Source organism: Acidihalobacter aeolianus (genome assembly GCF_001753165.1).
Lineage (GTDB): Bacteria > Pseudomonadota > Gammaproteobacteria > DSM-5130 > Acidihalobacteraceae > Acidihalobacter > Acidihalobacter aeolianus.
The window spans coordinates 3117900-3135969 of record NZ_CP017448.1 but is presented as its reverse complement, the minus strand read 5'-3'; the positions used below and the strand labels follow the sequence as shown (position 1 = coordinate 3135969).

17 protein-coding genes are annotated in these 18070 nt (G+C 64.3%); 7 read left to right on the top strand and 10 right to left on the bottom strand.

Annotation, left to right across the window (positions count from 1 at the left end; translation table 11 throughout):
* Positions 1–161 precede the first annotated feature (161 nt).
* The 5 genes from BJI67_RS14630 to BJI67_RS14610 all read left to right on the top strand — a co-directional run bounded on the left by BJI67_RS14630 (position 162) and on the right by BJI67_RS14610 (position 8193).
* A complete protein-coding gene (locus BJI67_RS14630; RefSeq protein ID WP_070073665.1) occupies positions 162–2231 on the top strand; it encodes a type I restriction-modification system subunit M in 2070 nt (689 codons plus the stop codon).
* A complete protein-coding gene (locus BJI67_RS14625; protein ID WP_070073664.1) occupies positions 2228–3496 on the top strand; it encodes a restriction endonuclease subunit S in 1269 nt (422 codons plus the stop codon). The genes BJI67_RS14630 and BJI67_RS14625 overlap by 4 nt, the downstream gene beginning before the upstream one ends.
* Positions 3486–4619, top strand: a complete 1134-nt coding sequence (locus BJI67_RS14620; RefSeq protein WP_070073663.1) for a Fic family protein — start codon at positions 3486–3488, stop codon at positions 4617–4619. Before BJI67_RS14625 ends, BJI67_RS14620 begins: the two co-directional genes overlap by 11 nt.
* Positions 4620–4693: 74 nt before the next feature.
* Positions 4694–4948 carry a MerR family transcriptional regulator gene (locus BJI67_RS14615; RefSeq protein WP_156782167.1) on the top strand — a complete coding sequence of 85 codons (255 nt, stop codon included), beginning with the start codon at positions 4694–4696 and terminating at the stop codon, positions 4946–4948.
* Between the two features lie 8 nt (positions 4949–4956).
* Positions 4957–8193, top strand: a complete 3237-nt coding sequence (locus BJI67_RS14610) for a type I restriction endonuclease subunit R (protein ID WP_070073661.1) — start codon at positions 4957–4959, stop codon at positions 8191–8193.
* 67 nt (positions 8194–8260) lie between these two features.
* On the opposite strand, the gene BJI67_RS14605 is transcribed toward BJI67_RS14610, so the two are convergent.
* Complete coding sequence (locus tag BJI67_RS14605) at positions 8261–9550, bottom strand: type II toxin-antitoxin system HipA family toxin (protein WP_070073660.1); 1290 nt, start codon at positions 9548–9550, stop codon at positions 8261–8263.
* Between the two features lie 4 nt (positions 9551–9554).
* Positions 9555–9890: a helix-turn-helix domain-containing protein gene (locus BJI67_RS14600; protein ID WP_070073659.1), complete on the bottom strand. Its 336-nt coding sequence runs from the start codon at positions 9888–9890 to the stop codon at positions 9555–9557.
* Positions 9891–10233: 343 nt separating this feature from the next.
* On the opposite strand from BJI67_RS14600, the gene BJI67_RS14595 reads away from it, so the two are divergent.
* Positions 10234–10767 (top strand): DUF6933 domain-containing protein, encoded by a 534-nt coding sequence (locus tag BJI67_RS14595; RefSeq protein ID WP_070073658.1) that lies wholly within the window; start codon positions 10234–10236, stop codon positions 10765–10767.
* 21 nt (positions 10768–10788) lie between these two features.
* Here BJI67_RS14595 and BJI67_RS14590 read toward each other — a convergent pair whose 3' ends face one another.
* From BJI67_RS14590 to BJI67_RS14580, 3 genes are all read right to left on the bottom strand, one after another.
* Complete coding sequence (locus tag BJI67_RS14590; RefSeq protein WP_070073657.1) at positions 10789–11022, bottom strand: hypothetical protein; 234 nt, start codon at positions 11020–11022, stop codon at positions 10789–10791.
* Positions 11019–11297 carry an MTH1187 family thiamine-binding protein gene (locus tag BJI67_RS14585; RefSeq protein WP_070073656.1) on the bottom strand — a complete coding sequence of 93 codons (279 nt, stop codon included), beginning with the start codon at positions 11295–11297 and terminating at the stop codon, positions 11019–11021. Before BJI67_RS14585 ends, BJI67_RS14590 begins: the two co-directional genes overlap by 4 nt.
* A 61-nt stretch (positions 11298–11358) precedes the next feature.
* A complete protein-coding gene (locus BJI67_RS14580) occupies positions 11359–12993 on the bottom strand; it encodes a SagB/ThcOx family dehydrogenase (RefSeq protein ID WP_070073655.1) in 1635 nt (544 codons plus the stop codon).
* Positions 12994–13083: 90 nt separating this feature from the next.
* On the opposite strand from BJI67_RS14580, the gene BJI67_RS14575 reads away from it, so the two are divergent.
* Positions 13084–13497, top strand: a complete 414-nt coding sequence (locus BJI67_RS14575) for a YchJ family protein (protein ID WP_070073654.1) — start codon at positions 13084–13086, stop codon at positions 13495–13497.
* A 37-nt stretch (positions 13498–13534) separates the two neighbouring features.
* On the opposite strand, the gene BJI67_RS14570 is transcribed toward BJI67_RS14575, so the two are convergent.
* The 5 genes from BJI67_RS14570 to nudE form a co-directional block, all read right to left on the bottom strand.
* Positions 13535–14401 (bottom strand): glycine betaine ABC transporter substrate-binding protein, encoded by an 867-nt coding sequence (locus BJI67_RS14570; protein WP_083250917.1) that lies wholly within the window; start codon positions 14399–14401, stop codon positions 13535–13537.
* Positions 14398–15258 carry an ABC transporter permease gene (locus BJI67_RS14565; RefSeq protein WP_070073653.1) on the bottom strand — a complete coding sequence of 287 codons (861 nt, stop codon included), beginning with the start codon at positions 15256–15258 and terminating at the stop codon, positions 14398–14400. The genes BJI67_RS14570 and BJI67_RS14565 overlap by 4 nt, the downstream gene beginning before the upstream one ends.
* A gap of 75 nt (positions 15259–15333) precedes the next feature.
* Positions 15334–16593 carry a quaternary amine ABC transporter ATP-binding protein gene (locus tag BJI67_RS14560; protein ID WP_070073652.1) on the bottom strand — a complete coding sequence of 420 codons (1260 nt, stop codon included), beginning with the start codon at positions 16591–16593 and terminating at the stop codon, positions 15334–15336.
* Between the two features lie 97 nt (positions 16594–16690).
* The gene (gene cysQ / locus BJI67_RS14555; RefSeq protein ID WP_070073651.1) at positions 16691–17515 is read right to left on the bottom strand and encodes a 3'(2'),5'-bisphosphate nucleotidase CysQ; all 825 of its coding nucleotides are present in this window, start codon (positions 17513–17515) and stop codon (positions 16691–16693) included.
* The gene (gene nudE, locus BJI67_RS14550; RefSeq protein WP_070073650.1) at positions 17512–18063 is read right to left on the bottom strand and encodes an ADP compounds hydrolase NudE; all 552 of its coding nucleotides are present in this window, start codon (positions 18061–18063) and stop codon (positions 17512–17514) included. The genes cysQ and nudE overlap by 4 nt, the downstream gene beginning before the upstream one ends.
* Between the last annotated feature and the right edge of the window lie 7 nt (positions 18064–18070).

Genomic DNA, 18070 nt, shown 5'->3' with positions numbered 1-18070 from the left:
GCAAATCCCCCGGGCTTTTAGGCGAGTTCATCCGTGCCGTGCCTCCGAATCGACTGGGCATAAGGCCCAAGGCTGCGCGACGGTTCGCATCGTGTGGTAATTTCGCCGCTGTTCCCCGGGCGCTCCGGCTGCCCGGCCGCAGCATTCACGGACGACGACGCATGACCCCGGCAGACCTGAAAAAACTCGAAAACGACCTCTGGGCCGCAGCCGACAACCTGCGCGCCAATTCGGACCTCAAGTCCAGCGAATACTCCACGCCCGTGCTCGGGCTGATCTTCCTCAAGTTCGCCGACAACAAGTACCGGCAGTACGAGCAGTCCATCCTCGCCGAATACGCGAAGCTCAAGGGCACGCGTCGCGAGAAGCCGCTGTCCGAGATCGCCATCGAGCAATGCGGCTTTTACCTGCCCGACCACGCGCGCTACGACCACCTGCTCAGGCTGCCGGAAGAGAAGGACATCGCCAACGCGATCAAGCAGGCGATGGTCGCCATCGAGGAATACAAGCCTGAGCTGCAGGGCGTATTGCCCAAGGATGCCTACGCCGACCTCACGCGCACCGACCGGACCATTCCCAACCAGCTGCTGAAATCCCTCGCCGACATTCCGCGCGATGCCAGCGGCGACGTCTTCGGCCAGATCTACGAATACTTCCTCGGCGAGTTTGCCCGCAGCGAGGGGCAGAAGGGCGGCGAATTCTTCACCCCGCGCTCGGTGGTGCGGCTCATGGTCGAGATCATCGAGCCGCACCACGGCACGGTATTCGACCCCGCCTGCGGCTCGGGCGGCATGTTCGTGCAGTCCGCGCAGTTCATCGAGCGACATCGCGACGAACTCGCCGCCGGAGACGGCGACATCTACGTCTACGGCCAGGAAAAGACCCTGGAGACGGTCAAGCTCGCGCGCATGAACCTCGCCGTCAACGGCCTGCGCGGCGAGGTCCGCCAGGCCAACGCCTACTACGAAGACCCCTACGGCGCCTTCGGCCGCTTCGATTTCGTCATGGCCAATCCGCCGTTCAACGTGGACGACGTCAGCCTCTCGCGGGTCGAGGGCGACGCGCGCTTCAACACCTACGGCATTCCGCGCAAGAAGACCAAGGCCAAGAAGGCGGACGCGGGCAAGGAGACCGTGCCCAACGCCAACTACCTCTGGATCAACCTGTTCGCCACCTCGCTCAAGCCCGGCGGCCGCGCCGCGCTGGTCATGGCCAACTCCGCCTCCGACGCCCGCCATTCCGAGGCCGACATCCGCCGGACGCTGATCGAGAACGGACTCATCTACGGCATGCTCACCCTGCCTTCAAACATGTTCTACACCGTGACCCTGCCGGCCACGCTGTGGTTCTTCGACAAGGGCGAGAACGACGGGCGCATCCTGTTCATCGACGCGCGCAACGTCTACACCCAGATCGACCGCGCCCACCGCGAATTCAGCGAGGAACAGATCCAGAACCTCGCCGTCATCAGCCATCTGCGCCAGAGCCGGCGCGAGCGCTTCGTCGGCCTGATCGACGGCTATTTCGAACAGGGCATGGCGCGCCTGACCGAGAACGAGGCGCAGGTCGCGCCGGTGGCCGAACAGCTCCGGGCCGTGCTCGACGACGCCGAGGGCCGGCAGGCGGTGGACGAACTGCTCGGCCACTGGGCCGGCCTCGAAGCCCTGAGGCAACGCCACGCCGCCTATCGTGCCGAGCATGGCACGACCAAGGACGTGGATCGCAGGAACGAAGCCCAGCATGCGCTGCGCCAGGCCTTCGATCCCTTCTTCGCCAAACTGCACGACGGCCTCAAGCGCCTGGACAAGACCGTCCGTCATCACGAGAAGCGCCAGACCGAACAGGCCAGGGCGCAAGGCCGGCGCGGCTCGACGGACCGGCAGACCAAGGAACTCAAGGCCGCATTGGAAACCCTGCATGCCGAGGTGAAGAACGCGGAGAGCGGTTTCCGGCACATCCACTGGCTGCAGGAACGCTTCCCCGAGGCGCGCTACGAAGACGTCACCGGCCTGTGCAAGTTGGCCAGCCTCCAGGACGTGGAGGAGCAGGACTGGTCGCTCAACCCCGGTCGCTACGTCGGCGTGGTGATCGAGGAGGACGGCAAGACCGAAGAGGAATTCGTCGCCGAGTTGCTGGCGATGAATGAGGAGTTGGGGCGGTTGAATGACGAGGCGCGGGAGTTGGAAGCGGTGATTAGCCGTAACGTCTCTCAGATTGCGGGTGAATCATGAGGCCAGCCAGGTTTGAAGAGCAATTCAAAAAACTCACAGAAATTGGCTCTGTTGCTCGTGGAAAATCAAAACATCGACCTCGCAACGATCCAGCTCTTTATGGTGGTGCTTACCCATTCATTCAGACTGGTGATGTAAAGCACAGCAATTTCTATCTTGCTGCATATAGTCAAACCTACAATGAGAAAGGATTAGCCCAAAGTAAGCTGTGGCAACCCGGCACGCTCTGCATAACTATTGCTGCAAATATCGCGGACACAGCGATACTCAAAATACCAGCTTGTTTCCCAGATAGTATTATTGGTTTCACGGCCAAACCCGAAGTCTCGGATGTGCGCTTCGTGAAGTACTGCCTGGATTCTTATAAAGGACAAATGCAGGCGATATCTCAGGGCACTACCCAGGACAACATGAGCCTTGAAAAACTGCTGAGCATCAGGTTTCGTGTCCCAAGCTATGACACACAGAAAAAAATCGCCGCCATCCTCTCCGCCTACGACGACCTGATCGAAAACAACCGGCGCCGCATTGCACTGCTCGAAAAAATGGCCAAGGAAATCTACCGCGAGTGGTTCGTGCGCATGCGCTTTCCCGGCCATGAGCAGGCGAAGTTCGAGAAGGGCGTGCCGGTGGGCTGGGTCGAATTGGCGAGTAGCGAAGTATTCGATGTTTTGAGCGGCGGTACGCCAAAAACTGATGTGTCTGCCTATTGGGACGGTCAGATCCCCTTCTTTACGCCCAAAGATGCCGGAGACAACTTCTATGCGCTGGACACCGAGAAGCACATTACGGCCAATGGCCTGAAATCATGTAATAGCCGGCTCTATCCCAAGGAGACCATCTTCATTACTGCTCGCGGAACAGTTGGAAAGCTGGCATTGGCGAACAGAGAGATGGCCATGAACCAATCCTGTTATGCCTTGGCACCGAAAATGGCGGGGCCAGTTTTCTTCCACTTCATGACCATCAAAGGAGCGATCAACTATCTCAAGGGTGTTTCCAAGTCCGGGATCTTCGACAATATCATTGTCGACACTTTTAAGACGGTGCCTATCCTGATGCCCTGTGAGGAACAGATCGTCAGCTTCAACAAAGTTGTTGGGCCGGTGTTCCAACAAATTTTAGGGCTAATGGAAACCAACGCTTTGCTTGCCAAGAAGCGTGATGTGTTCCTCCCCCGCCTGATCTCCGGCAAACTCCCCGTCGAAGACCTCGACATCCGTTTCCCGCCCTCCATGGCGGAGGAAACCGCCCATGAAGCTTGAAACCTTCAAAGCCGGTGTCTGGCGTCAGCGCTACCAGTACAAGAGCTTCGAGCCGGTGCCGGTGAACCACGAGTGGGTGTGGGAAGACGCCGCCATCAACAATCTGCTGGAGGCCGCCAACCGCGCGCTGGGCGAATTGAATGCCTTTTCCCTCATCGTGCCGGACATCGATCTGTTCATCGAAATGCACGTGGTCAAGGAGGCGCAGACATCCAGCCGCATCGAGGGTACGCAGACCGGCATCGACGAGGCGCTGATGCCGGAGGAGCAGATTCAGCCGGAGAAGCGCGACGACTGGCGCGAGGTGCGCAACTACATCGACGCGGTGAACATCGCCGTCGCCGAGTTGAAGAATCTGCCGCTATCCAACCGGCTGCTGAAGCAGACCCATGAAATCCTGATGCGCGGGGTGCGCGGCGAGCACAAGCAGCCGGGCGAGTTCCGCACCAGCCAGAACTGGGTCGGCGGTTCCAGCCTGGCGGACGCGGTGTTCATCCCGCCGCATCCGGACGGCGTGCCCGATTTGATGGGCGATCTGGAGCAGTTCTGGCACAACGAGGAGATCGTGGTGCCGCACTTGATCCGGGTGGCGATCAGTCACTACCAGTTCGAGACGGCGCATCCCTTTCTGGACGGCAACGGGCGGATCGGGCGTCTGCTGATTCCGCTCTATCTGGTCAGCCACGGCCTGTTGGCCAAGCCCTCGCTTTACCTGTCGGACTTTTTCGAGCGCAACCGGGCGAGTTACTACGATGCCCTGATGCGGGTGCGGGTATCGAACGACCTGATTCACTGGGTCCGCTTCTTCCTGCGCGGCGTGGCGGAAACCGCGACCAAGGGGCGCGACGTGTTCCAGCAGGTGTTGGCGCTGCGCACCGAGTCGGAACATGCCATCCTGGCTCTGGGCAAGCGGGCAGGCAACGCGCGCCAACTGCTGAACCTGCTGTACCGCAGGCCGGTCGTCATGGCGGCGGACATCGAAAAGGCGCTGGAGGTCACGACGCCGACGGCGAACGCATTGATCCGCGACTTCGAGCGCTTGGGCCTGTTGCGTGAAATCACCGGCCAGTTGCGTAGTCGGGCCTATGTATTCGATCGTTACCTAAAGTTGTTCGTTAGTTAAAGGAAATGCGTTTTCTTTTACTAATGCGGGCGCTAAGTTAAAGTTGAAGTCTGAGAGCAACGCGGGAGGCGGCGGTGGAAAAGCACCGGTCGGGAACGGAGGACGGGCATGCAAGCATGCATTCCGTGCAGGCGGCAGCCGCGTTTCTCAATGTTTCGCCTCAATACGTGATTGATCGGATCGTGTCAGGCGGTTTGGCAGCCCGGCATGACGGCGCGGAGTATCTGATAGCGATCGAAGATTTGCAGGCGCTCAAGGCGACTTTACGTAGGGAAACCGAGATGGCGCTGCAGGCTCTGGCCGATGAGAGCCGGGACTTGGGTATCTGATTGCGCCCATGCCCAACTTCATTTCCGAAGACCAGATCGAACAGGCTTTGCTGCAACGGCTGCAGCACCTGCATGGCTACGACGTGCAGGTGTGCCACACGGCCGAGGCGGAGGATCTGGACGACGGCTCGGGGCGCGCGGACAAGCGCGAGGTGATCCTGCTCGACCGCCTGCGCGCTGCGGCGCTGCGGCTCAACCCGGCCATCCCGGAAGCGGCGGTGGACGAGGCGCTGGGTCGGCTGGCGGACCGGCGGCAGGCGATGTCGCCGGTGGCGGCGAACCGCGAGGTGGACGGCCTGATCCGCGACGGGATTCCGGTCGAGTTCGACGACGCCGAGGGCCGTAAGCAGCATGAGCGGCTGCGCGTGATCGATTTCAACGAGCCGTCGGCCAACCGTTTCCTCGCGGTGTCGCAGCTGTGGATCAGAGGCGAACGCAACTGGCGCCGGCCGGACGTGCTGCTGTACGTCAATGGCCTGCCGCTGGTGTTCATCGAGCTGAAGAATTCGAACGTGATGCTCAGGGCCGCGTTCGACGACAATCTGACGAACTACAAGCGCGACATTCCGCAGCTTTTCCTGTGCAACGCGCTGTGCGTGCTTTCCAACGGTATCGAGACCAAGGTGGGCAGCCTCACGGCGGGCTGGGAATACTTCTTCAACTGGCTGCGGGTGACGGACGAGAAGGAGCGGATCGACCGCGAGCGCATGCGCGAGGAGGGCACGAGCCTGGAGCGCGCCGTGGCCGGACTGTGCGCCCCGGAGCGGCTGCTGGATTACGTGGAGAATTTCGTCCTCTATTACCGGGACACGCAGAAGATCATCGCGCAGAACCACCAGTTCATCGGCGTGAACAATGCCTACCGGGCCTTTCTGCAGCGCAAGGAGAAGCACGGCCGGCTGGGTGTGTTCTGGCACACGCAGGGTTCGGGCAAGAGCTTTTCGATGATCTTTTATGCGCGCAAGGTCTTCCGCAAGCTCACCGGGAATTTCACCTTCGTGGTGGTGACCGATCGCGACGACCTGGACGGGCAGATCTATCGCAACTTCCTCAACACGGACACGGTGAAGAAACACGAGGCGGCGCAGCCGCGCAACAGCGAGGAAATGCGCAAGTTCCTGGGGCAGAACAAGCGCATCGTGTTCACGCTGATCCAGAAATTCCGCTACGACAAGGGTAAGGCGTATCCGCTGCTGTCTGACCGCGACGACATCGTGGTCATCGTCGACGAGGCGCATCGCACGCAGTACAAGTCGCTGGCCGAGAACATGCGCCGCGGACTGCCGAACGCGCAGTATCTGGCGTTCACCGGCACGCCGCTGCTGGGGCGCGAGCGCAAGACCAACGCCTGGTTCGGCGATTACGTGTCCGAGTACAACTTCCAGCAGTCGATGGACGACGGCGCAACGGTGCCGCTGTATTACGAAAAGCGCGTGCCCGAGGTGCTGATCCAGAACGAGAGCCTGAGCGAGGAGTTCTACGAGATTCTGGAAGACGAGAATCTGGACGAGGCGCAGCAGGCCAAGCTGGAAGTGCGCTTCGCCAAAGAGATCGAGGTGATCAAGCGCGACGACCGGCTGGAGACCATCGCCCGTGACATCGTTTATCACTTCCCGCGCCGCGGCTATCTGGGCAAGGGCATCGTGGTGTGCGTGGACAAGTTCACCGCGGTGCGCATGTACGACAAGGTGCAGGCGCATTGGAAGGCCGCCATCAAGGAACTGGTGGGGCGCATCGCCAAGGCGGGCCGCGAGGCCGAGAAGGCGCGGCTGAAAAAGCGCCTCGATTACATGCGCGGCGTGGAGATGGCGGTGATCGTGAGCGAGGAGGCCGGCGAAGAGGAGAAGTTCGCGCGCCAGAAGCTGGACATCAAACCCCATCGCGAGCGCATGAACCGGCTGGACGCGCACGGGCATGACGTGGAGTACAACTTCAAGGACCCGGACGACCGGCTGCAACTGGTGTTCGTGTGCGCGATGTGGCTGACCGGCTTCGACGCGCCGACGGTGTCAACACTGTACCTCGACAAGCCGATGAAGGACCACACCCTGATGCAGACCATCGCGCGGGCGAACCGCGTGACCTCGCATCGGGTCGACGGCGTGGCCAAGCGCAACGGCGAGATCGTCGATTACTACAACGTGTTCCGCAACATGAAGAAGGCTCTGCGGGACTACGCCCAGGGCGAAGAGGAACTGGACGAGCCGCCGGTGCGCGAAAAATCCGAGTTGTTCGGGCTACTGGACGATGCGATCGAGCAGGGGCTGGCCTTCTGCCGCGAGCGCGGCGTGGCACTCGAGGCTGTGCTGAAGTCGGCAGACACGTTCAAGAACGTGAGCCTGTTCAACGAGGCGGCGGATGTGTTGCTCGGCAACGACGAGTGGCGCAAGACCTTCAACGTCTACGAGAACACGATCGACTCGCTGTACGAGGCCTGCAAGCCGGAGATACTGGGGCGCGACGTGGTGCGCCAGGTGGCAGCGTTCGAGTATCTACGCGGCGTGATCGACAGCATCGTCGAGCAGGCGGATATCGATGCCGTGGGTCTGCGCATCGCGGAACTGCTCGACGAGAGCGTGGTGGTCGATTCGGCGCATGCGCCGAATCGGGTAGGCGAGCAGTTGGTCGGGACGTATGGCTCGATCAAGCAGGGGAAGGTCTGGGATCTCAGCCAGGTCGATTTCGAGAAGCTGCGCGAGGATTTTAAGACGACCGCCTACAAGCATATCGAGATCGCCGATCTGCGGGCGTTCATCGAGCAGAAGCTCGACTTGATGTTGCAGCAGAACCAGACCCGGACCGATTTTGCGCAAAGGCTGCAGACGATCATCGACACCTACAACGCCGGTGGATCGTCGACCGAAAACTATTTCGAGGACTTGCTGAAATTCACCCGGGATTTGCAGAGCGAGGACGAGCGCCACATTCGCGAGGGGCTGAGCGAGGACGAACTGGAGCTGTTCGACCTGATGAAGAAAGACGCGATGACCCAGGACGAGACGCAGAAGGTGAAACTGGCGGCCAAATCGCTGCTGCACCGGTTGCTGCAGGAGCATCCCAAGGTGCTGGTGCAGAACTGGTATCGCGACTCGCAGAGTCAGAAGGTGGTGCGGGCGGCGGTGGAGGAGGTGCTGGACCGTGAGCTGCCGCAGAGCTTCGACCGCAAGCTGTTCAAGGAAAAGTGCGACAACGTGTTCGACATGATGCTCGACTACGCCGCCCAGGGGCGGAAGTGGGCTGCGTGATAATTTCGCAGTCTTAGCGGAGCAGGATCGAGGCGGTGGGGGGGTCTTAAAATGCTGCCCTCACCGCTCATTGCTTCACCCACGCTGGGTGAAAGCCCTCCACATAAGCGATGCGCGCCTCCGGCACGCCCGCCTCGCCGGCAAATTCGCGCCAGCGGCGGACGGCCACGATGACGCGGTCGAGCCGCTCGCGGGCGCGGCTGACGCCGAAGGTTTTGGCCAGGGCGAGCAGGTCTTCCTCTTCGATATCCCAGGTCTTGCCGTTCACCCGCATCTGGTGCTCGCGGGTCCATTTGCCCGCCGCGGGGTTGTGCGAGAAGCAGACGTCGTAGGCCGGTGTGAGTTGCCAGTCGCCGCCTTCTTCGAGCAGGAAGGCGAGGTTCTTGGTGTGGTCGTCGCAGTTGACTGCGGCGACGTTGAAGGCGCAGCGCACGAACGCCTGATCGATCGCCGGCTTGCCGATGTTCAGCGCCTGGATGGTGCGCAGGTACTGTTCGTAGCTGTGCACGCGGGGCTGGTTGAAATCGAGGTGGGCCAGGCCGCAGAGGGAATGGATGTGCAGCTTGCGGTTGCCGCGCCGGTCGAAACGCCGGGTCATGAAGTGGGCGCGGCCGCCTTCTTCCATCAGCCGGCACTCGTTCATCTCGACGCCGGCCTCGCGGGCCATCAGGTAGTGCGCGTATTCGATGCGGCCGAAGCCGGCGGTGTAGCTCAGGTTGCCGTCCAGGTCGACGTCGAACTTGAGCAGCCAGTGCTCGAAGCCCTCGGGCACGTCGAACTGCCCGGACACGACTTCGCCGGTCTGCCGGTTCCAGCCGATCACGGCCTTGGCCCGGGCGCCGCCGGCGGAGCTGCCGATTTCGAGGATCTGCGGCGTGATCTGCGACAGCTCGCCGCGCAGGGCGCGCCGCGCGTCCTCGACCAGCGCGGACATTTCCAGCGGGACGGCCGAGGCGTCGTCGTGCGTTTCGCTGGCGGCGGGCTTGAATTCGAGCGCGCCCATCGCGCGGCGGCCGACGTAGATCAGGCGCTGCAGGGTGGTGATCTCGCCGGCGGCGTAACCGTGTCGGTTGAGGTATTCGTCGATCAGCGCGTTGCCGAAGTGGTCCGGCAGCGCGTCGGCGATCAGGCCGGGCAGGCCGTGGTAGGTCTCCTGCGCGAGCGTCTGGAAGGTGTAGGTGCGCCCGGCCGCCGAGGGCATCAGCAGCGGCGAGGGTTCGACGCCGCCCTGGACGAAATCGCGGTCGTACTCGAAGGCATAGTAGCCGGGAAACCGGGCGGAGGCGGTGAGCGCGCCGGCGCGTGCGCCCCACAGCCGCACTTCGACGACGGACGGCGGATCGAAGCGCTCGGCCATTGGCTCACCCCTTGGCGCGCGGCTTGCGCGCGCGGGCCGGTCTGCGCTTGCGTTCCTCGGCCAGCAGCGCCTCCATCGGGCTGACCTCGGGCACTTCCGGCAGCAGGGCCGCGACGTTTTGCAGCAGGCCGAGCGAGCGGAACACGGCGATCAGGTTGGGCAGGGTGATGATGCCGGTCTTCTCGAAGCGCTTGATCGTGCCGACCGAAACGCCGGCCTTGTCCGCCAGCGCCTGCTGCGTCATGTTGGCGGCACGCGGCGACAGGCGATACGCCTTCGCGGCGCTGGCAATGCGCTCGGCGATCTCGTTCTCTGAGAGAAATAGTAAGTTTTCATTCATGGCCAATATGTTGGCTGTTTTGTGTTTTTAGGTCAATTTATAGCTAATTTATTGTCTGTAGATTTGGCTGTCTCTGGCCTGGCGGCGATGCGTATGCCGGTGTCCCTGAAGACCTGTTTCAGGCAGGTTTTACTGATAGAAAAAGGTTATCCCAGAACAGGCTATACAGTAATCAGAAGGTGGAGCAGGGCTATGCATCCGCCAAGGGCTAAAGAGGGGGTAACGACATGGCCGATTACGGGCATGGAGTCGCCGCGCGCGTCATGGTCTTCGGGCAATGGCGTGGGCGGTGGACGAATGGGTCGGAACGGAGGTTCCGGCCAGATACGGGGCGAGGGTGGCGATGCTGATTCACTGCACCCAAAAATTGGCCGCGATGCTGCCTGCCGTAAGCCGCGAACCGTTGGCGGAGACGAGCCCGCTGGGCAGCTGGCACGCGCACCTATACCGCATCGACCGACGCCATGTGGTGATGTTCTGCCACGACGAGACGCGCTATACGCTGTATCTGCCCGGCGTGCGCAAGCCCGAGTTCAACGACCTGGGGCACTGGTTCAAGGACATCTTCACCTCGTCGCTTGCCTACATGGGCGTGCCGTACAACCTGGTGCTGCGCGCGGAGCTTGCCCTGGGGCCGGCCCGCTTCGATACCTGCACCGACCGCTCCGTGCTGGCCAGCCTGACGCAGATGCGTTACCTGCTGGACGCCCGTGTGTTGGAAGTGCCTGACGTGATGCGGCTGGACCCGATGTCGGTGAACCGGGGGCTGTGCCGTTATGCGGCGAGCCGGGGCAAGACGTTCAGGATGGCGGACGAGGCGATGATCGAGCGTGTGTTCGCGCTGTCGCGCAATGACTTGCGGCGCGCGTCGTCGTGAGTGTCCCGTTTGCCCCAGCTACTACTCCAGCGGGCGGGTGCGCGAGATGAGGGCGTTCCAGGCGGCGACGGCCTCGGCGATGACCTCGGCCTCGTCGCGCTCGCCGAGGACCACGGCGGGGCCGGTCTGACCGCAGACGGGGCAGGCGACGCGATAGACGATTTCCTCGCCGCTGCCCGCGATGCGGCGGGTCTCGCGGCGCACGGCAGCCTGGGCGCCGCAGGTGCAGAGGCGCATCCCGTCCGCCGCGCTCACAGCCGTTTCCCCGCGAGGGTGGGCGTCTTGTCGGTGCGCGTCTCCAACTTGAGATAGCTCACCAGTCTCACCGCGCCCTCGGCGTGCAATGCCTTGTGCACGGCCTCGACGGCGTTCAGGATTTCGTGCATCTCGCCTTCGATGTTGGTGCCAGAGGCGTGGGTCTCGGTGAGCAGCGGTCGGCTGCGCAGCAGCGCGACGACGCGCTCCACCTCGCGGCGGACGGAGACGCCCGCGCCGAGCGGGATGAGCTGGAATTCGGCGGTGGCCTGCATGAAAAACCCTCTTCAATCTACGTGATTCAATCCGCGATCATCCGCGCCCCGCGGCCTGGCTTCAAGCCGGGCCGGAGGGGCGGACTGCGAGATGGCCGTAGGGCGGTAGGGTTTGCAGGCGGGCGTCGACGCGGGCGCCGCCGACGGTGAAGTGATACAGGCTCTGCAGGGTTTCGCCCTGGATGCCGAGCAGTTCGTGTACGGGATCGTCGAAGAAGCAGCCGATGCCGGTGCCGCGCAGGCCGGCGGCCTCGGCCTCCAGGTAGAGCACCTGACCGATCATGCCGGCCTCCCAGAACAGCCGGCGATAACGCCACGGCGCCTGCGCCAGTTCGTCGGCGAATTCTGCCAGCATGCCCAGGGTGAAGGCGCTGTGCGAGGCGATGTCCTGGTGGCAGGAAAGTGTGCGCACGGCCTTGCGGGCGTCGGCGGTGAGCAGCCGGAACAGGGGCAGGTGCGCGGGCGCCTCGGCGACGCGTTCCCAGGCGTATTCGGCGGACAGGGCGGCGCGCAGCAGCGCCTCGGCCTCCGTGCGTCGCGGCAGGGCGTACAGTCCCGGCGGCAAACCCTCGACGCGGTGCACGAACAGCAGCAGATGCAGCCGGGGCGCCCAGCCGACGGCGTCCCAGGGTGGCACATCGGGCCGGGGCAGGGTGGCGTCGAGCAGGCGAAAGAAGTCTGTGGCGGAGATCGCCGTGCTGCCGTCGAAGGCCTGCGCGCTGCGCCGCTGGCGGATCAGTTCGACCGCCCCGAGGGTGCAGGCGGTGGGCGCGAGCGGGGGTCGCGGCTCGACGGTCTCGGCGCTCCCGGCGGTGCGCGGCTTGGTGCAGGCGGCGGCGGTTTCCTCGATCACCGGCCAGTCCCATTCGTGCTTGCCGGACAGCGCGTTGGCGCGGCCCAGCCAACGGCCTGCGGCAGCCGCCGCGAGCAGGGCGTCGCTGTCGGCTTGCGGGTTTGCGGTCCCGGTGTCGACCTGCAGCAGCACGTCGGGATGCTCGCGTTCGGCGTCGTCGTAGTCCGCGTCGCGCGCGAGGCCGAGCAGGCCGGCGAGGTCGGCGTCGCCCCAGGCGTCGAGCAGGTGCACGCGCCAGCCGAGCACGGCGGCGGCATAGCGCAGCGCAGCGATGGCGTGGCCGACGTCGTGTTGGCAGTAGCGGTAGGCGCGTTCGCCGTATTTCCAGGCCTCGCGCCAGTGCACCGAGCTCAGGCCGACGAGCAGCAGGCCCGGCGGCAGCGTTGCCGTCCCGGCGGCGAAGCCGCAGCGCCGCTCCAGCAGATGGTCTCGGCTGACATAATGATGCACGCCGTCGTCCAGGCCGGGGCAGCCGGCGGTGACCGCATAGGCCTCGGTCGGGTGGAGGTTGCCGCTGGAGGGATTGCAGCGCAGGGCCCACTTGTCCTCGCCGAAGCGCTTCCAGGCGGACAAGCCGAAGGCGAGCTCGAACAGCGCGGCGAGCGACGCCAGGCCGAGCGGCCGGGGCGACACCGCGCCGGGCATGTAAAGCTCGGCATAGGCGGGCTCCGGCGCGTCGCCGAGCAACGGCAGCTCCTGCACCGGCGCTCCCGCGTAACGGCGGAAAGGGTCCGGCTGGGTGTTCCAGTCGAGACCGGGCGGCCCGGCGGCATAGCGGGCGAACTGGTGTTTGGTGCGCTGGTGGTAGGCCAGCACGCGGTCTGTTGCGTCGGTATCGGTCATTGGGGGCGGGGTGAATCTGGGGAGGAATGGCGCGATCAGATTAACATGACCGCTCGCGGATTGTGGTCATCGGTTTGGAGGCATCGAGGCATGGCTAAGCAGCGCGCAACGCGTACGGAGGAGTGCCCCTGCGGCTCGGGACGCGGCTACGCGACCTGCTGCGGGCGCTTCATCGACGGTGCGGAATCCGCGCCGACGGCCGAGGCGCTGATGCGCTCGCGCTACACGGCCTATGCGACGGGGCGCACGGACTACGTGCTGGCAACCTGGCATCCGTCGACCCGGCCGGCCGCACTCGATCCGGACCCCGAACTGCACTGGTTGGGTTTGCGTGTGGAACGCACAGAGGCGGGTGGCGCCGCGGATGCGGAGGGGCGAGTGGCCTTCGTCGCCCGCGCCAAGCGCGGCGGTCGCGCGCAGCGGCTGGAAGAGCTGAGCCGCTTCCTGCGCGAGGACGGCCGCTGGTACTACGTGGACGGCGAGATCGCCCCGCCGTCCGGCTGAATTACCGGTGCCCGGAGCCGGGCACCGGCACGCGGCCTCAGTCGAGCCAGCCCTGAACCTGCTTGGGATGGGCCTTGATGAAGTCCGCGACCACACTCTTCACCGGCTTGCCGTTCTTGGCCTCCAGCATCATCTGCTGCAGCTGGGCGCTGCTGATCGAGAAGCGGCGCAGGAACGTGAATACCGCCGGGTCCTTCTTGATCAGGCCCGGGTTGGCGATGGTGTTGATATGGCCGCCCACGCCGTAGACGTTCTTCGGGTCCTTGAGGTACTTGATGTCGAACTTGGCCCACATCCACATCGGCGTCCACGCGGTGACCACAATCCACTGCTTGCGCTTGATGGCGCGCTGAAGCTGTGCGGTCATCGCGGCGGTGGAGCTGGTCTGCAGGTGGAAGCTCTTGAGGCCGTAGGTCTTGATCGCGGTCTCGGTGTTCATGTTGATGCCGGCGCCGGCGCCCACGCCGACGATGCGATCCTGGAACTTGCCGGCGTACTTCTCCAGCCCGGCAATGGTGTTCACCGGCACGTACTTGGGCACGGCGAGACCGAGCTGGGTGCCGGTGACGTTCGGGCCGAGGTTGACCACGCGCGTCCACAGCTTCTCGTAGTAGGTCTTGTGGGTGGTGGGCAGCCAGGCGGTGAGCATAGCGTCGGTGTGGTCGCTGGCCACGGCTTCCCACATCGGGCCTGCTGCGGAGGAGATCATTTCCACCGGGGTATGCAGGCGCTCGCGGATCACCGTGGCGGCTAGGCGTGTGGTGATGGCGCTGGACGGCCAGCTCTGCACGTAGCCGAGCTTGATCGTCGGTTTGGCGGCGGCCTGCGCGGCCGGCAGCATGGCGATGCCGGCGGCGGAGAACGCCAGGATGAGGGTGCCTAGCAGGCGTGACATGCGTTTCATTGTTTGCCCCTTTGACCGAAGGATTGAGTGATGCGATCGAGAATGATCGCGAGGATGACGACGGCGAGACCGCCGACGAAGCCCTTGCCGACATCGAGCTGGGTGATGCCTTGCAGGACGACGTTGCCGAGGCCGCCGGCGCCGATCATCGCGGAGATGACCACCATCGACAGGCCCAGCATGATGGACTGGTTGACCCCCGCCATGATCGACGGCAGCGCGCTCGGCAGCTGCACCTTGACCAGCATCTGCCACCAGGTGGCACCGAAGGAGTTGGAGGCCTCGACCAGTTCGTGGGGGACCTGGCGAATGCCGAGCGTGGTCAGACGGATCAGCGGCGGCAGCGCGAAGATCACCGTCGAGAGCACGCCGGGCACCAGGCCCAGACCGAAGAAGATGACCGCCGGCACGAGGTACACGAAGGCCGGCATGGTCTGCATGATGTCCAGCACCGGCCGCATCATGCGGTCGGCCAGATCGCTGCGCCCGCCGAGGATGCCGAGCGGCAGGCCGATGACGACCACCATCAGCTCGGCGGCGAGCACCAGCGCGAGGGTTTCCATCAACGCGGCCCAGTAGCCGAGATTGAGCACCAACAGCAGGCCGAGCACGGCAAAGACCATCAAGCCCCAGGCACCTTTGCGGCGCCAGCCGAGCAACCACAACGAAAGCGCGGCGACCACGGCGATGGCCAGGAGCGGGGGCACGGCGAGCAGGCCGTTCTTGAGCCCGGCGATGAGGAAGTGCACGCCGGTGGTGATCGCGTTGAAGGCCCCGGCGTAGTGGTCGGTCAGGTAGTTGACGCTGTCGCTGACGGACTGGCCGATCGGTATGGGTGTTCCCAGCTGAAAACTCATGGCAATGCCTCGATGTGCTGTCTCGATGGAGCGGGCACGGGATTCGGGATGCGGGCCGGCGCGTGGCCGGCGCACTCAGGCGACTTCGGAGTCGCCCGTCGTGTCTGCGTGCGCGGGCGGGTCGGCCGCGGTTTCGCCCGCGGCGTCGCCCTGTGCCAGGGCGGCCAGGAGCGTGCTTTTGTCGATGACGCCGACGAGGCGCTTGCGGGGGTCGAGTACGACCACGGGCGAGGTTTTCTCGGTGACCAGATTGATCAGGTCGCTGAGGTTGGTTTCGGGTTCGGCGACCGGGAGCGGGTGCAGGCTTTCCGGGTTGAGCAGCTCGTTGTCGCGCTGGCGGATCGTCTCGTCGAGGCCGACGAAGCCATGTACCTGGCGTCCGTTGTCGACCACCACAAGGCCGCCGAAGCCGCTGCGTTCCATCTTGCGCAGCAGGGTGCGCGGGGAATCCTTAGGGTGCCCGGTGGTGGTCGGCTGGCGCATGATCTGCGCCGCGGTGAGCACCTGGGTGCGGTCCGCGCCCTCGACGAAGGCGGACACGTAGTCGTCGGCCGGGTGGGCGATGATCTCCTCGGGCGTACCGACCTGGATCAGGCGCCCGTCGCGCATGATGGCGATGCGGCTGCCGAGCTTGAGCGCTTCGTCGAGATCGTGGGAGACGAACACGATGGTCTTGCCCAGGCGATCCTGAATCTCCAGCAGGTCGTCCTGCAGCTGGCTGCGGATCAGCGGGTCGAGCGCGCTGAAGGCCTCGTCCATGAGCAGGATCTCGGGGTCGGCGGCCAGTGCGCGGGCGAGGCCGACGCGCTGCTGCATGCCGCCGGAGAGCTCGGCGGCGTAACGCGACTCGTAGCCGGTGAGGCCGACGGTCTCGATCACGGCCTGTGCATGTTCGCGTCGCTCGGTCTTGGGTACGCCCTGGATTTCGAGGCCGAATTCGACGTTGCCCATGACCGTACGGTGCGGCAACAGCGCGAAGCTCTGGAACACCATGCCGAACTTGCGTCGGCGCAGTTCGCGCAGGGGCTTGGGCTTGAGGCGCGTGATGTCCTCGTCGTCGATGAAGACTCGCCCGGAGGTGGGTTCGTGGAGCCGGTTGATCAGCCGCAACAGGGTGGACTTGCCGCTACCGGACAGGCCCATGATGACGAAGATCTCGCCGCTGCGGATTTCCAGCGAAACGTCGAACGCGCCGACGACGGCGTTGTTCGCCTGCTGGACCTCAGTCTTTCCCTTGCCCTGTCGTAGATCCTCGAGCGCCTTGCTTGCCTGGCGCCCGAAGACTTTGCTGACACCGTCCAAGCGGATGCGTGTCCGCCCTGTCGTATCAGACATTTTTAAACCTTAGGTTGCGCACTCTACTTCTATACCCTAACCCATCGAGCAGGCTGGGGCCAAATACCCGCCCGGATACGAGGATTGGTGTGCGCGATTATTTGATGCAGAGCGCGGGCCAGTTTCTGCTGTCGTCGCCGAAGGCGAGGAAGTGGGGGTTGAGCAGGGATTCCTTGGTGTTGTAGCGCAGGCGGAGCCCGTCGGTGTCGGTCAGATGGCCCCCGGCCTGTTCGAGGACGCATTGCGCGGCAGCGGTGTCCCACTCGGAGGTCAGGCCTAGCCGCGGGTAGAGGTCGGCGGCGCCCTCGGCGACGAGGCAGGTCTTGAGCGCGCTGCCCATGCTGATCAACTCGTGGTCGCCGATACGTTCGAGCAGGCTCTGCAGGCTGGTGCTGGCGTGCGAGCGCGAACCCGCGATGACGGGGCAGTTCGGCGTGGTGCGTACGCGGATGGCCTGCGGCGAGCCGTTGCGGTTCACTCGCCAGGCGCCGGTGCCCTCGGCGGCGTAGTAGCACACGCCCAATGCAGGCGCGTGGACCACGCCGAGGATGGCGTCGTGGCCGTGGATCAGCGCGATGTTTACGGTGAACTCGCCGTTGCGCTTGATGAATTCGCGGGTGCCGTCGAGCGGGTCGATCAGCCAGTAGGTCTCCCAGCCTGCGCGTTCGGCAAAGGGAATGGAGTCGGATTCCTCGGACAGGATCGGGTATTCGGGGCTGAGCCCGCCCAGACGTTCGACGATGAGGTGATGGGCTGCATAGTCGGCGGCGGTGACCGGGGTCTGATCATCCTTGCGTTCGATGTCGAAGTCGCGCGATTCATAGATCGCCATGATCGCCTCGCCGGCATCGCGGGCGATGGCGCGGACGGATTCCAGCAGCGGGGCGAGGCGGGTGATATCGGGGTATGCGTTGTGGTTCATAGTCGTCCAGCGTTGAGGCGCTCGCGGGCTAGGTAGAGTGCGGCGAGGCTGCGTGCCTCGCTGAAGTCCTCGCGTTCGACCAGGGCGTCGATCTTGGCCAGCGGCCAGGGAACAACCTCGATTTCCTCGGGTTCGTCGCCGGGCATGCGTTGGGGGTAAAGGTCCTGGGCCAGGATGACTTGGGTGATGTGGCTCATGTAGCCCGGGGCGATGCTGAGGGCGGTGAGGTGACTGAGTCGACGTGCGCCGTGCCCGGTTTCTTCCATCAGTTCGCGGTTGGCTGCGGCGAGCGGGTCCTCGCCGGTTTCGATGCGGCCCTTGGGCAGGGCGAGTTCATAGTCCTCGCGACCGGCCGCGTACTCGCGGATCAGCAGCACGGTTTCGTCATCGACCAGCGGGACCACGAGCACGGCACCGCCGTCAGCGCCGACCAGGCGCTCGTAATTCGCGAGGGCGCCGTTGGCGAACTGCAGTTCGAGGGCCTCAACGCGGAAGATGCGGCTTTGCGCCACCGTCTTGCGGTCAAGGATGCGAGGCTTGTCGGGCATGCCGAGA

What these genes read in the sequence shown, in the direction of transcription:
- BJI67_RS14630 (WP_070073665.1), top strand. Translation starts at nt 162, where the DNA reads ATGACCCCGGCAGACCTGAAAAAACTCGAAAACGACCTCTGGGCCGCA.
- BJI67_RS14625 (WP_070073664.1), top strand. Translation starts at nt 2,228, where the DNA reads ATGAGGCCAGCCAGGTTTGAAGAGCAATTCAAAAAACTCACAGAAATT.
- BJI67_RS14620 (WP_070073663.1), top strand. Translation starts at nt 3,486, where the DNA reads ATGAAGCTTGAAACCTTCAAAGCCGGTGTCTGGCGTCAGCGCTACCAG.
- BJI67_RS14610 (WP_070073661.1), top strand. Translation starts at nt 4,957, where the DNA reads ATGCCCAACTTCATTTCCGAAGACCAGATCGAACAGGCTTTGCTGCAA.
- BJI67_RS14605 (WP_070073660.1), bottom strand. Translation starts at nt 9,550, where the DNA reads ATGGCCGAGCGCTTCGATCCGCCGTCCGTCGTCGAAGTGCGGCTGTGG.
- BJI67_RS14600 (WP_070073659.1), bottom strand. Translation starts at nt 9,890, where the DNA reads ATGAATGAAAACTTACTATTTCTCTCAGAGAACGAGATCGCCGAGCGC.
- BJI67_RS14595 (WP_070073658.1), top strand. Translation starts at nt 10,234, where the DNA reads ATGCTGATTCACTGCACCCAAAAATTGGCCGCGATGCTGCCTGCCGTA.
- BJI67_RS14585 (WP_070073656.1), bottom strand. Translation starts at nt 11,297, where the DNA reads ATGCAGGCCACCGCCGAATTCCAGCTCATCCCGCTCGGCGCGGGCGTC.
- BJI67_RS14580 (WP_070073655.1), bottom strand. Translation starts at nt 12,993, where the DNA reads ATGACCGATACCGACGCAACAGACCGCGTGCTGGCCTACCACCAGCGC.
- BJI67_RS14575 (WP_070073654.1), top strand. Translation starts at nt 13,084, where the DNA reads ATGGCTAAGCAGCGCGCAACGCGTACGGAGGAGTGCCCCTGCGGCTCG.
- BJI67_RS14570 (WP_083250917.1), bottom strand. Translation starts at nt 14,401, where the DNA reads ATGAAACGCATGTCACGCCTGCTAGGCACCCTCATCCTGGCGTTCTCC.
- BJI67_RS14565 (WP_070073653.1), bottom strand. Translation starts at nt 15,258, where the DNA reads ATGAGTTTTCAGCTGGGAACACCCATACCGATCGGCCAGTCCGTCAGC.
- BJI67_RS14560 (WP_070073652.1), bottom strand. Translation starts at nt 16,593, where the DNA reads ATGTCTGATACGACAGGGCGGACACGCATCCGCTTGGACGGTGTCAGC.
- cysQ (WP_070073651.1), bottom strand. Translation starts at nt 17,515, where the DNA reads ATGAACCACAACGCATACCCCGATATCACCCGCCTCGCCCCGCTGCTG.
- nudE (WP_070073650.1), bottom strand. Translation starts at nt 18,063, where the DNA reads ATGCCCGACAAGCCTCGCATCCTTGACCGCAAGACGGTGGCGCAAAGC.